7 protein-coding genes are annotated in these 13,349 nt (G+C 67.1%); 1 reads left to right on the plus strand and 6 read right to left on the minus strand.

The window, feature by feature from the left end; translation table 11 throughout:
* Positions 1 to 14: 14 nt before the first annotated feature.
* The 5 genes from HF885_RS00565 to HF885_RS00585 form a co-directional block, all read right to left on the minus strand.
* Positions 15 to 578, minus strand: coding sequence for a hypothetical protein (locus HF885_RS00565; protein WP_170103038.1), 564 nt, complete (start codon positions 576 to 578; stop codon positions 15 to 17).
* Positions 579 to 674: 96 nt separating this feature from the next.
* Positions 675 to 3,086, minus strand: a complete 2,412-nt coding sequence (locus HF885_RS00570; RefSeq protein WP_170103039.1) for a DEAD/DEAH box helicase — start codon at positions 3,084 to 3,086, stop codon at positions 675 to 677.
* 14 nt (positions 3,087 to 3,100) lie between these two features.
* Positions 3,101 to 4,489, minus strand: coding sequence for an ATP-binding protein (locus HF885_RS00575; protein ID WP_170103040.1), 1,389 nt, complete (start codon positions 4,487 to 4,489; stop codon positions 3,101 to 3,103).
* Positions 4,490 to 4,565: 76 nt separating this feature from the next.
* The gene (locus HF885_RS00580; protein ID WP_170103041.1) at positions 4,566 to 6,677 is read right to left on the minus strand and encodes a TerB N-terminal domain-containing protein; all 2,112 of its coding nucleotides are present in this window, start codon (positions 6,675 to 6,677) and stop codon (positions 4,566 to 4,568) included.
* A 126-nt stretch (positions 6,678 to 6,803) separates the two neighbouring features.
* Positions 6,804 to 7,940: a 5-methyltetrahydropteroyltriglutamate--homocysteine S-methyltransferase gene (locus HF885_RS00585; protein WP_170103042.1), complete on the minus strand. Its 1,137-nt coding sequence runs from the start codon at positions 7,938 to 7,940 to the stop codon at positions 6,804 to 6,806.
* 339 nt (positions 7,941 to 8,279) lie between these two features.
* Here HF885_RS00585 and HF885_RS00590 point away from each other — a divergent pair, with 339 nt between their 5' ends.
* Complete coding sequence (locus HF885_RS00590) at positions 8,280 to 9,485, plus strand: Fic family protein (RefSeq protein ID WP_206109706.1); 1,206 nt, start codon at positions 8,280 to 8,282, stop codon at positions 9,483 to 9,485.
* Positions 9,486 to 9,580: 95 nt separating this feature from the next.
* Here the strand turns inward: HF885_RS00590 and HF885_RS00595 are convergent, their stop codons facing one another.
* Positions 9,581 to 13,309, minus strand: a complete 3,729-nt coding sequence (locus HF885_RS00595; protein ID WP_170103044.1) for a phosphoribosylformylglycinamidine synthase — start codon at positions 13,307 to 13,309, stop codon at positions 9,581 to 9,583.
* Positions 13,310 to 13,349 lie beyond the last annotated feature (40 nt).

Genomic DNA, 13,349 nt, shown 5'->3' on the forward strand with positions numbered 1-13,349 from the left:
TTTTGCACCAAACCCTACCTGCGCGCCTTGCGCATCTCCCTCTTCACGTTCCTGAGCCTTGACTCGCACTGCTCCCGGTACTTCGCATACTCCTGCTGGGAGCGCTGGTCCCTCCCCACGACCTCGCCAAGCACCTTGAGCTGTCGCCTCGCCTGCTTCTCGTGGCCGGTGTTGACGAGGGCGTCGACCGTCGCCTGCGTGAACTGCGCGACGAGGCTGGGGTCGTGCTCGCCCCTCGCCCAGGACTCGTAGTCTGAGAGCAGCCTCGCCACGTCGCCCGTGCGGTTGTACCGCTCGAGGATGGGGTTGCACGTGTCCTTCACGTCGAGCTTCATGCGCGTCTTGCGTATGGTCGTCATCACGAAGAGCCCCGCGAGAACGATGACCACGAGGATCGCGAGACCGATGAGGAACGTGGTCGTCGTGTCGAGCCTCGCGACGTTCTGAAGGAGGTAGACGACCACGAGCGTCGCGACGAGGGCGGCGATCACGATCCCCCTCTGGCTCGAGGCTGTCATCTGGGCGCCTTTGGGGCCGCCGCCCTTGCCGCTCGCCTTGCTCTTCTCGTCCTGCGCCATGAGAACCTCCCATCCGATTCCTGCCTGCACTACCTTAGCGGTTTGCCGCCGGCCGCGCATCCCCTCGGTGATGCGGGGGTGCGCGTCGGCGCACGGCTAGCTCGAAAGCCGGCGGGCCATGCCGGGAAGGAGCCCCTCCTGGTCGCTCTCGGGCGCGTCCGGCCATCCCAGCACGCGATCGACCATCCCCTCGACGTCGAGCACCCCGTATGCGAACCCCTTGCGGATGAGCTCCTCCGGGACGAACTCGTCGTACTTGTCGAAGTAGGGCACCTCGCCGGGGTAGACGAGCTCGAGCGGGTCCGAGAGCGACGCCGCCGCGCGCTTCACGACCCGGTAGAACGTCTTGGCATCCGCCCTCATGGTGAACTGCATGAAGTAGGGGCGCGAGGAGTCGAGTCCCTTCAGTCCAAGCTCTGTCGCGCACTTGATCTTGATGAGGCGCTCGAGGGCGAGAAACGCATAGCTTCCGAGCCAGGGGAAGAGGCACCACGCGGTACCGCCAACGCAGATGAGCGGCTCCGCCGTGACGTGGGCGTTCCTTGCGACGTGGCGCGCCTGCTCAAGCCGTGCGCGGGCATTCCGACGGAGGTATGGGTACAACCTGTCCTCCCGCAGCACGAGGCGCATGCGCTCGAGGATGCGGGTGTTCACGTCGCCGGCCACCATGCCGAAGTAGGCGGGCACCTTGCCCTTGATGGGAGAGCACTCGATGAGGTGGCGCTTGTAGTCGATCTCCTCGATCACCCACGTCGCCCCGGCGATGGCGATGCGCTCCCCGACGGGTGGCGGCTGGACGATGGTGCCCAGCTCCTGCGACTCGCTCCGTACCGTGAACTCCTCGTCCTCGCTGAAGACGGCGTAGAACTTGAAGTTGTTCGTCACGCGCTCGCCGGCGATGCCGACGATGAGCCCGCCCTCCTCGGTCTGCTGGACGTGGTCGATTGATATGAGGTGACGCAGGAGCACTCGGTAGTCGTCCGCCGAGACCCTGTGGAACGGCGTCAGCGTGAGCACGCGGCGTGCGAGCTCGGCGGGGGAGAGCTCGCCGGAGCTTGCGAGCGTGGCCATCGTCTGGTGGTACAGCAGGCTGTAGGGAAGGCCGTCCAACCGTGGCGGCTCGACCCAGCGGTCCTCGACGTAGAGCTGGACGAGGGCGATTCCTTGGAGGAGCTTCCACGGTATGGTCTCGGGCAGGAGGGCGCGAGACTCCGGCTCGTCCTCGCGCATGAGGAACCACATCTCGCTCGGCTGTCCGCGCCTGCCCGTCCTGCCCATGCGCTGCAGGAACGAGCTCACCGTGAACGGCGCGTCGATCTGGAACGCCCTCTCGAGCCGGCCGATGTCAATGCCGAGCTCGAGGGTGGCAGTCGTGACGGTCGTGAGGTTCGCGTCCTCCTCCCGCATTATCTCCTCGGTCGACTCGCGCAGGCTCGCGGAGAGGTTGCCGTGGTGAATCAGGAAGCGGTCCGACTCGCCCGTGGCCTCGCAGTACTGCCTGAGCGTGGTGCAGACCGACTCCGCCTCCTCCCTGGAGTTCGCGAACACAAGGCACTTGTGGCCGCGCGTGTGCTCGAAGACGTATGCGAGCCCCGGGTCCGCATATACGGGGGCGGCGTCGGTGGGGGCCTCCGCCGCGGGTTGCTCCGGGTCGGGGAGCGGGCGTTCCGCGACGTCCTCCGCCCGCTGCTCGGGGGAGGGAACGCGCTCCTCCCTGGCAAGTCCCGTCGGCATCTCGTACGTGGGCGCCCCCGCGTCCCTCGCGTCGTGCCCGAGGCCGTCGGACCCACGTTCGGGCGCCTGGGGGCCGGACGTGTAGAAGTGCTCCATGGATATGCGCCAGCGCTCCTTCGGGCCCTCGAGCTTTGGGATGACGCAGCCGCGCCCCGTGCCGGCGCTCAGGTACCGTCCGGTCGCGACGGGGTCGCCGATGGTTGCGGAGAGGCCTATGCGCCTGGGGTTTACCCCGGCGAGCCTACTGAGTCGTTCGATGCAGCAGAGGCACTGGTCCCCGCGGTCCCCGCGCAGCAGCGAGTGAACCTCGTCTATCACGACGTACCGAAGGTCGCCGAATATGCGCCCTATGGCTGAGTGGCGGTGCAGGAGCATCGCCTCCAGGGACTCCGGCGTAATCTGGAGTATGCCCGAGGGGTGCTTCATCATCTTTCTCTTGTGAGACTGGGAAACGTCGCCGTGCCAGTGCCAGACCGGTATGTCTGCCTCGGCGCACAGGTCCTCGAGACGGATGAACTGGTCGTTGATGAGCGCCTTCAGGGGGCCTATGTAGATGGCGCCGACGGACGCGGGCGGATCCTCCCAAAACTCGGTCAGTATGGGGAAGAACGCGGCCTCCGTCTTGCCGGACGCCGTGGATGCGGTGAGAAGGACGTTCTCGTCCGTGTCGAATATCGCCTGAGCCGCCGCAACCTGCACCGACCTCAGGCTTTGCCAGTCGTGCTCGTAGATGAAGTCCTGTATGAAGGGCGCGTAGCGATCGAAGGTGGACATGTCTTCCCCGTCTGCTAGATGCTGAACTCCGCAAAGTCGTCGGTGCGTTCCTCCCTAGACGCGGGAACGCTCTTCGCACGGGGCGAGGCGGCCGCCTCCTCGCGCTGCTCGACGGGAGTCTGCACGGGGGCGTTCATCTCCTCGCTCTGGAGCATTGCGTCGACGGTGAGCGTGGGGTTCTGGCTCAGGATGTCGAGCATCTCCACGAAGTCGCGAATGACCTCGCGGGGAGTCAGGTGGGTGTCCGCGCCGACGCGCCCATACTCGACTTGCAGGAAGCGTACGAGGTCCTCCTGCGTGACGCTGCGCTCGTAGCCGAAGAGGCCGGCGTGGATGTCCGCGAGCTTCTCGATGAGGACGAGGAGCTCCTCGTGCGTGAGCGGCTGCAGCCTGATGACAGGCGCGAGCATGTCCACGAGGCCGCCCTGGGCGAAGCGCCCCTGCGTGAGGCGGCTGCGCAGCGCCTCGTACGAGTAGATGCCGCGACGGCGGTCCTCTATGGACTGGGGCGTGCCGCTCATGATGATGCCGAGGTAGTGTGCCTTGCCCTGGAGGGTGTCGTTGTACATGGTGAGGATCTTCTCGTAGTTGTACTGGCGACTGATCGCGTTCGGGATCTTGTAGAGGTTCACGAGCTCATCCACAAGCACGATGAGACCCTGGTAGCCGGCACCGCGCAGGAAGGTGGCGAACAGCTTGAGGTAGTCATACCAGTCATCGTCCCCTATGGCGATGTTGACGCCAAGCTCCTGGCGCGCCTCCGTCTTGTTGCGGAACTCGCCACGGAACCACTTCGTGACGCTTGCCTTTGTGTCGTCGTCTCCCTCGAGGTGGGCGCGCCAGTACATGGTGAGCAGGCGCGCGAAGTCGTAGCCGTGCACAAGCTCCTGCAGGTCGCGGATGGTGGTGAGGATGCGGCGCTCGACGGCGTCCGAGAAGCCGGGCGCGTCCGGGCCTATGCCGTCCTCGAGCGTGACCTGGGACTCCACGTTGGACACCCAACGGTCGAGTATGAGGTTCAGGGCCCCGCCCTCCGGCTGCGTCTTGGTGGAGAGGTTGCGTATGAGCTCGCGGTACGTGGCGAGGCCCTGGCCGTTGCCGCCCTGCAGGCGACGCTCCGGCGAGAGGTCCGCGTCGCACACGACGAAGCCCTTGCCCATGGCGTGGTTGCGGATGGTCTGAAGCAGGAAGCTCTTGCCGGCGCCGTAGCGACCCACGACGAAGCGGAAGCTTGCCCCGCCCTCTGACACAAGGTCTAGGTCATGCAGCAGGGCCGCGATCTCTCTTTCGCGCCCGACCGTGATGTAGGGAAGGCCGATGCGCGGGACGACGCCGCCCTTGAGTGAGTTGACGATCACCGCCGCGATGCGCTTGGGCACGCGCCTCTGCTGTTGAGCTGCCATGGGACCCCCTCCTTATGGTGTGACCAACCATTGTAGACCATGGAGGAGAACTAGAACAGATGTTCTTTTGTCAATTTTAGAGCCCGCAGATGTCGCGAACGTCCTCGACGTAGTCCGCAACGAGGCGCGGCTCACCGTCGACGTACTCGATGGCTGTGTCGCCAAGCTCGTCAAACAGCTTCTCGTTAATGGAGTCTATCAGCACGGATGCCATGGGCTTACCGGGGCCAAGAAGGTCCGAGAAGGGCTTACCCTCGGACACGCGTGCAACGACCTGGAGCTCGAGGTCGTCCAGCCCGCACGGTATGTCGTCGTCCACCGCCGTGGTCGGGTCTGGTTGCGTGGCCAGCGTTGCCGCCGCGGGCATGTTGCTTGTGGCGAGCGAAGCCGCGGCGACGGGGGCCGCGCTCTTCTCGCCTGAGCCGGCGGGCGGGGCGATGGGGAAGCCCTCGGCCGTAGTTGTTGGCTCGTCCTCGATCTCCTCGTCCACGAGGAGGGCCTCGCGCGTGGTTGCCGCCGCGGCGCGTATGCCACCGAGCTTGGAGAGGTCGATCACTATCTTGCGGCTCTCTGCCTCGAGCTCGCGCTGCCGCTGCTCTGCGGACGCCTGGACGATGATCTTCTCGAGGTACTTTGCGAGGGGGCGCGGCTTGAGGGCGCGTGGGTCGTCCCAGTCCTCGCGCATCTGGCGGTCCATGGCGCGCAGGATGCGGCCGAGGTCGCGGCTCTTACCCGCGTGCTCGTAGCCGCGGCGGATGAACCAGCGCCCGGCGAGCGTGGTCACGCGCGTGCACGCGTCGATGCGGTACGTGGGGGAGGGCAGCTCCTTGGGCAGCGTGCACGGGAGGTCCGGGAACGGGAACCAGCCGACGTTGGACTCCCATCCCACGAGGCCGTCCACCAGGTTGGTCTTGCGGCGCTTGCCGCAGTGCCTGGCAAGCGCGCGGAACACGGCCGCGCCGACCGCGGCGGCGGACTGGGGGTTGTTTCGCAGGAACGGTGAGCGCTCCACGTTGTACGAGGACAGCACGGCCATCGCCTTCCAGACGTCTGCGTCGGAGGGAACGTGCGCGGGCATGTCCTGCGGCGTGAGGTCGCGGGCGCCGGCCTCGCAGAGGACCGCCCGTTCCGCCGTGCGAAGCGTGGCGACCGCTTGGGCGAAGGCGCGCTCGTCCGCCGAGGTGGCGAACTCTGCCGGGAGGTTGTGGAGCACCGCGTAGTCGCGAATCCAGCGGCGCGCGTCGAATGCGAGGCCAGAGGCCATGCCGTCCGCGTCGAGCTCCGCCGCGCGGTCTCGCAGGCGGATCAGCTCCTTCAGGCAGGGCATGCCGGGCTTTGCGCCGACGCCGTTCACGAGCTCCGCCGCGAGGATGTGGCCGTACGTGTAGGGGATGCGGTCCTCGCGGTGTGCGCGCCACGCGGTGCGCCACGCAAAGTAGCCGCGGAGCTCCTCGTTCGAGAGGTCGCGGTACGACACGCTGTAGCGGTACCTAACGCCAAAAGGCGACGGGGCGGAGTCGTCCTCGTAGTCGGCGGCAAGGCGCGCCTGTGCCACGAACAGGCTGACGCCGGTGAGCCTGGTGCCGTTGGGCTGCGGCTCGGTCTCGAGCCGGCGCAGCTCGCGCAGGGTCTGGGGCAGGTTTCTGCCGGCGCGCGCGGCCGCCTTGCGGGCGTCTTGCCGCGGGTGGGACGGCGCGACGTCCGGGTGGGGCCACGTCCAGCCGTCGTACGGCCAGCCGGAGGAGGGTCCGTCCGCATCGAGTGGCGCGTCGAGCTCGTCCAGCCAGCTGCGCTGGCGGAGGGCGTCGTCATGCGTGGGCCGCGGACGGGGCGGAAGCTCCGCACGCGCCGCGCGGCGAAGGGCGGCGCGCTCTTCTCGCCCGGGGGCGCCGGGCAGCGGGGCGGGGCGTGCGTCTGCGGCGTCGGCGTGGGTGGCGTGCACATGGGTTGCGGCGGAGGTCGTCTCGGATGCCGCGCTCGCCGCGGCCTTGCGCTCGCGGCGCAGGTCGGCGCCGGTGCGCAGGATCGGCTCGTCGCCGAAGGTCCTCTGCGAGAAAATCGCGCGCTCCCGCTCGGAGGCGCCCCGCATAATGCGGTCCAGCACCTGGCGCGCACGGCTGTCGCCCTCGTCGGGGGTGCCGTCACGGCCATCCCGCACGCGCTCGTCCCTCATGGGGTCCTGGTCCACGGTGCCTCCCTCCCGCGCTGGCCCGACGGTGGGCAAGGGGCCGCACCCACGAGGGCGCGGCCCGATGCGATCGATACCGTAGATTCTAACCGCAACGCATGGCGCGGGCGAACGGCGAGGCCGAGTCTAGTCCTCGCCGCCCCAGACCTTGCGCGCGACGCGCTTGATGAGCGCGACCTTCGCCCACTGCTCGTCCTCCGTCAGCTTGTTGCCGATCTCGCACGAGGCGAAGCCGCACTGCGGGGACAGGTAGAGGTTCTGGAGCGGCACGTACTGCGCGGCCTCGCGGATGCGACGCTCCAGCAGGTCCTCGTCCTCGAGCCCCGGCTGCTTGGACGTGACGAGCCCCAGCACGACCTTCTTGCCGGGCGCCACGTGGGCCAGGGGCTCGAAGCCGCCGGCGCGCGGCGTGTCGAACTCCAGGTAGAACGCGTCCACGTCCTCCTTCGCAAACAGGTACGGCGCCACGGGGTCGTAGCCGCCCTCGAACGCGTAGGTGGAGTGGTAGTTGCCGCGGCACACGTGCGTCGTGACGGTGAGGTCGTCCGGCTTGCCCTCCAGCGCGGCGTTGTTGAGCCGCACGCCCAGCTCGCACACCTTCTGGATGTCGACGGGCGCGAGGCCGGTCTTCGCGACGAAGTCGTGGTCGCAGTAGATGCCCCACGTGCAGTCATCAAGCTGGATGTTGCGGCAGCCTGCGGCGTACAGGTCTGCGATCACGGTGCGGTATGCGGCCGCGATGTCCGCCGCGAGCTCCTCGTTGGTGGCGTAGACGCTGCGCAGGCTCTCCACCTGGCCGTCCGTGCGGTCCAGGATGACCTCGCTGTACGTCTGGATCGGCGCGGGGATGGTCTGCTTCGCCACCTGGCCGTCGCCCTCGAGCGCCTTCACAAACTCGAAGTGCCGCACGAACGGATGGTTGGCGCCGTCGATCTTGCCCACGACGACCGCCGTGTCTGCGGTGGTCTCCTCGTCGTGGAACTGGTAGCCCTCGCGGGCGGTGCGGCGCTCGACGCCGCCGAGCCCCCACATAAAGTCAAGGTGCCAGTAGCTGCGGCGGAACTCGCCGTCCGTGATCACGTGCAGACCGGCCTCCTTCTGCTTTGCCACGAGGTCGCGAATCGCCACGTCCTCGACGCAGGTGAGCTGCTCGTCCGTGATGAGGCCGGCCGCGTGGTCCGCGCGGGCCTGCTTGAGGACGTCCGGCCTGAGGAAGCTGCCGACCACGTCGAAGCGGAAGGGGGAGTTGTGCTTGTAGGACATGTCAAGACCTTTCGTCTGGGTTGCCGTCTTCTGGCGCGCGGGCGGCTCTTCTCGCCCGGCGTCCTAGAGTATCGGGCTTCGCGGGGTAATAGAAAACTATCGGTTATCTACCGATATCTATAGAGAAAAGCTATGGCAACGAGTTGGTACGCGCTTGTGGCTGAACGACGCTTCGCCATTGGCGACGCCATCGACTAGCTTTGTGCGGAGCTTTACTTCCCTTTTGCGTGTACTAGCGGAAGTGAACTGTGATTCACTTCCGCTAAGGTGCTCCTAACGGAAGTGAAGTATCATTAACTTCCGATAGGGAGTTTCTAGAGGAAGCGATGGGGGGCGTGGATGGACGAGAAGAGCACTTGGCCTTTCGTTGGGTACGAGGAGCTTGGATGGCATGTGGACGATGATGACCGCGCGCTCATGTCAAAAAGTGCGCGTAGGAAAATAGGGGAGACCTACTGCGCCGCGGTGCCACCCATGATTGCGCAGCTTACGCCCGAGGCTCCTGCCGACCTGCTTCGCCATGCGATGGAGGTGGAATCGGAGCTCATCCGCTTTGACGCGCTGCTTTCGGTGCGCGGCTACGACCTGCCAGCCCTGCTGCTCAGGAGCGAGTCCTCCGCGAGCTCGCGCATCGAGAACCTGACTGCAAGCGTGCGAAACGTCGCCCTGGCGGAGCTCGACGCAACGACGCCCAGAAACTCGCGCGAGATTGCGGGCAACGTCCGCGCCATGCGTGAGGCTATCGAGCTTAAGGGGGAGCCGAGTGTGGAGGACGTGCTCCGCGTGCATGCGAGCCTCATGAGCGTGACGGGCGAGTCCTTTGGCGGCGAGCTGAGGGACGAGCAGGTGTGGATAGGGGGCAGCGCCTTTGGGCCGCAGGGGGCTGCGTTCGTGCCGCCGTCACAGGAGCGGGTGCCCGCCCTTCTCGACGACCTCATGGCGTTCGTCCGGCGCGACGACCTCGATCCCGTGGTCCAGACGGCCGTGGCACACGCGCAGTTCGAGACCATCCATCCGTTTGTGGATGGCAACGGGCGAACGGGACGTGCGCTGCTACACCGCTGGCTTTGCTACCACGACGTGCTGAGGCATGCAACCCTGCCCATATCTTCCGGCTTGCTGCACGATGTGGATTCGTACATGGGCGCGCTCCAGAGCTATCACGACGGCGACGTGCGGCCGATCGTGGGAGAGCTTGTGGATGCCCTTGAGGTTGCGCTTGCGTTGGCGCAATCCGCGACGCGGCAGATAGACGACATAATCGAGCGCTGGCAGGAGCAGATGGGCGAGCGCAGGGGCTCTGCCATACGGAGGCTTCCGGCCGTGCTAGTGGCGCAGCCCGTCGTGAGCGTCGCCCATGTGGCGGACCATCTGCAGATCACCCCTAGGGCTGCCCGTGACGTTATCGCGCGGGCGTGCGAGTACGGTATGCTCACGCCCATGGGAAACCGCCGTCGCGGGGTGTTCTACCAGGCGGACGAGCTGCTTGACGTGCTGGAGCAGATGACGTCGCGCCCGGCCATGCGCAGGATGCTCGCTCGCTAGGCGGGGCCTGCGGCGACGTGTCCGCAACGCAAAGGCGGGGCCGGACGCCATGTGCGCATCCGACCCCGCCTGCTGCTACCTTGCGCCGACCGCCTCTACTTGAAGTACGCGACGCCGCCCTCGAAGAGCTTCTGGTACTTGTTGCCCGGCACGTTCTTGTACAGGCCGTTGCCGGAGCGCTCCGTGTGGCCCATCTTGCCCAGCACGCGGCCGTCCGGGCTCGTGATGCCCTCGATGGAGAGCACCGATCCGTTGGGGTTCACGTCCAGGTCCATGGAGGGCACCCCGTCCTCGTCCACGTACTGCGTGGCGATCTGGCCCGCGGCCTCCATCTGGGCAAGCAGCTCGTCGGATGCCACGAAGCGGCCCTCGCCGTGGCTGATGGCGATGGTGTCCACCTCGCCCACGGGAACCTGCGACAGCCAGGGCGAGAGGTTCGAGGCCACGCGGGTGCGAACGAGCCTGCTCTGGTGCCGGCCGATGGTGTTGAAGGTGAGGGTGGGGCACTTCTCGTCCATGGGACGGATGTCGCCGTACGGCACCAGCCCCAGCTTCACCAGCGCCTGGAAGCCGTTGCAGATGCCCAGCATCAGGCCGTCGCGGGCCTGCAGCAGGTCGCGCACGGCCTCCGTCACCTGCGGCGCGCGGAAGAACGCCGTGATGAACTTCGCGGAGCCGTCCGGCTCGTCGCCGCCGCTGAAGCCGCCGGGGATCATGATGATCTGGCTCTTGCGCACCTCCTCCACGAAGGCGTTCGTGCTCTCGGCGACCGCCTCGGGCGTGAGGTTGTTGATGATGAACGTCTCGGCCTCCGCGCCGACGCGCTCGAACGCGGCCGCGGAGTCGTACTCGCAGTTGTTGCCCGGGAACACGGGAATCACCACGCGCGGCCTGGGGACCTTCACCAAGGGCGCCGGGCGAGAAACGCCGTGCTCCGCCGCGTCAAACGTCACGGTCTTGACGGCCTCGCCCTTCTGGCGATACGGGAAGACGGACTCGATGCCCTCCTCCCAGGCCTCCTGCAGCCCGGCGAGGTCGAGCTCCTGGCCCTCGACCCACATCTTGTACTCCGCGGACGTGCCGCCCAGGTACTCCACGTTAAAGCCCTCGCGGTCCGTCGGGATGAACGTGCCGTCGGCCACCTCGATCACGAAGCTGCCGTACGCGAGCCTGAACAGCCTGTCGGCCGCGAACTCGTTCACGAGGCCGAAGCCGATGTGGTTGCCCACGGCGCTCTTGAACAGCTGCTCGGCCAGGCAGCCGTAGCCGGGGGTCGACGCGGACAGCACCACGCCGTAGCCAATGTGCTCGTGCACGAAGTCGAGCACCTTCAGGAAGCTCTGCGCGTCCGGCGTCACGCCGTCGGCCTTGTACGTGGGGCTCACGAGCCACAGCTGGCTGTCCGGGCGCTTGAACTCCGGCGACACGATGTCGTCTACGCTGCCCAGGCCGGTTGCGAACGAGACGAGCGTCGGTGGCACGTCCAGGTCCTCGAACGAGCCGGACATGGAGTCCTTGCCGCCGATGGAGCCGATGCCCAGGTCGAGCTGGGCCATGAGCGCGCCCAGCACGGCGGCCGTCGGCTTGCCCCAGCGCTCCGGGACGTCGCGCAGCTTCTCGAAGTACTCCTGGAACGTGAGGTACATGGCCTTGCGGTCGATGCCGGCCGCGGCGAGCTTCGCCACGGACTCCACGACCGATAGGTACGCGCCCGTGAACTGGTTCTCGCTCATGAGGTAGGGGTTGAAGCCCCACGCCATGCCGCTGACCGTCGTGGTCTCGCCAAACACCGGCAGCTTCGCGACCATGGCCATCGACGGCGTCAGCTGGTACCTGCCGCCAAACGGCATGAGCACCGTCGCCGCGCCGATGGTGGAGTCGAAGCGCTCGGAAAGGCCCTTGTTGGACGCGACGTTCAGGTCGCCCACGAGGGAGCGCATGCGGGCCTCGAGGGTGTCGCCCGCAAAGTCGGGCTGGTAGGAGCCCTGCCTCTCCACGTGCACGTCCTGGTGCTTCGGGGCGCCGTTGGACGAGAGGAACTCGCGGCTCACGTCGCAGATCGTCTCGCCGTCCCACACCATACGCAGCCGCGGCTCCTTGGTCACCTTCGCCACGACGGTGGCCTCGAGGTTCTCCTCGCGTGCGTAGCGCATGAACTCGTCCACGTCCTCGGGCGCAAGCGCCACGGCCATGCGCTCCTGCGACTCGCTGATGGCGAGCTCGGTGCCGTCGAGGCCCTCGTACTTCTTCGGCACCTTGTTCAGGTCGATGTACAGGCCGTCCGCCAGCTCGCCGATCGCGACGGAGACGCCGCCCGCGCCAAAGTCGTTGCAGCGCTTGATGAGGCGGCACGCGTCCTCGCGGCGGAACAGGCGCTGGAGCTTGCGCTCGGTCGGGGCGTTGCCCTTCTGCACCTCCGCGCCGTCCTTCTCGAGGGACTCGACGTTGTGCGCCTTGGAGCTGCCCGTCGCGCCGCCGATGCCGTCGCGGCCGGTGCGGCCGCCCAGAAGCACGATCTTGTCGCCGGGCGCGGGGCACTCGCGGCGCACGTGGCTCGCGGGCGTCGCGCCCACGACGGCGCCGATCTCCATGCGCTTCGCGACGTAGCCGGGGTGGTACAGCTCGTCCACCTGGCCGGTCGCAAGTCCGATCTGGTTGCCGTACGAGGAGTAGCCGGCGGCCGCCGTGCGCACGATCTTGCGCTGCGGGAGCTTGCCCTTGAGCGTCTCGCTCACAGGGACGGTGGGGTCGCCGGCGCCGGTCACGCGCATGGCCTGGTACACGTAGCTGCGGCCGGACAGCGGGTCGCGGATGGCGCCGCCGATGCAGGTGGCCGCGCCGCCAAACGGCTCGATCTCGGTCGGGTGGTTGTGCGTCTCGTTCTTGAACAGGAACAGCCAGTCCTCGTCCTTGCCGTTCACGTCCACCTTCACCTTCACGGTGCAGGCGTTGATCTCCTCGGACTCGTCCAGGTTCTTCAGGATGCCCTTGCTCTTGAGGTACTTCGCGCCGATGGTGCCCATGTCCATCAGGCAGACGGGCTTCTCGTCGCGGCCAAGCTCGTGGCGGACCTCGAGGTAGCGCTCGAACGCGGCCTTCACCACGGCGTCGTCGATCGCGACGTTCTCAAGCCGCGTGCCAAACGTGGTGTGGCGGCAGTGGTCCGACCAGTACGTGTCGATCATCTTGATCTCGGTGATCGTGGGGTCGCGCTTCTCGCCCTTGAAGTACTTCTGGCAGAACTGGATGTCCGCGAGGTCCATGGCGAGTCCGCGCTCGTCGATGAAGTCCTGCAGCTGCTTCTTCGTGAGCTTGCCGAACCCGGTCAGGGTCTCGACCATCGGCGGCTTCGGGTAGTCGACCTTCAGGGTCTTGCGGGTGGACAGCGACGCCTCGCGCGCCTCGACGGGGTTGATCACGTAGTGCTTGATGGCCTCAACGTCCGCGTCGGTCAGCTTGCCCTCGAGGTAGTACAGCTTCGCGGAGGCAACCGTGGGGCGCTCGCCCTGGCTGATGAGCTGGATGCACTCGCTCGCGGAGTTCGCGCGCTGGTCGAACTGGCCGGGCAGGAACTCGACGGCGAACACCTTCGCGCCCCTCGCCGCGGGGCGGCGCGTGGTGGCGACGTCGGACTGCGGCTCGCTGAAGACCGTGGGGATGCACTTCTCGAACAGTGACTTCGAGATTCCCTCCACGTCGTAGCGGTTGACGATGCGCAGGCCCTCGAGGGCGCCCACGCCCAGGGTGTGGCGCAGCTCGTGCCCAAGCTGCTTTGCCTCTACGTCGAATCCCGGCTTCTTCTCTACGTACACACGTGAGACCATTTACTGCCCTTTCCTCGGGAACGTGTGGGGTTGGCCCCTC

It is taken from the genome of Parafannyhessea umbonata (assembly GCF_012844235.1).
Classification (GTDB): domain Bacteria; phylum Actinomycetota; class Coriobacteriia; order Coriobacteriales; family Atopobiaceae; genus Parafannyhessea.

What these genes read in the sequence shown, in the direction of transcription:
- HF885_RS00575 (WP_170103040.1), bottom strand. Translation starts at nt 4,489, where the DNA reads ATGGCAGCTCAACAGCAGAGGCGCGTGCCCAAGCGCATCGCGGCGGTG.
- HF885_RS00590 (WP_206109706.1), top strand. Translation starts at nt 8,280, where the DNA reads ATGGACGAGAAGAGCACTTGGCCTTTCGTTGGGTACGAGGAGCTTGGA.
- HF885_RS00585 (WP_170103042.1), bottom strand. Translation starts at nt 7,940, where the DNA reads ATGTCCTACAAGCACAACTCCCCCTTCCGCTTCGACGTGGTCGGCAGC.
- HF885_RS00595 (WP_170103044.1), bottom strand. Translation starts at nt 13,309, where the DNA reads ATGGTCTCACGTGTGTACGTAGAGAAGAAGCCGGGATTCGACGTAGAG.
- HF885_RS00570 (WP_170103039.1), bottom strand. Translation starts at nt 3,086, where the DNA reads ATGTCCACCTTCGATCGCTACGCGCCCTTCATACAGGACTTCATCTAC.
- HF885_RS00565 (WP_170103038.1), bottom strand. Translation starts at nt 578, where the DNA reads ATGGCGCAGGACGAGAAGAGCAAGGCGAGCGGCAAGGGCGGCGGCCCC.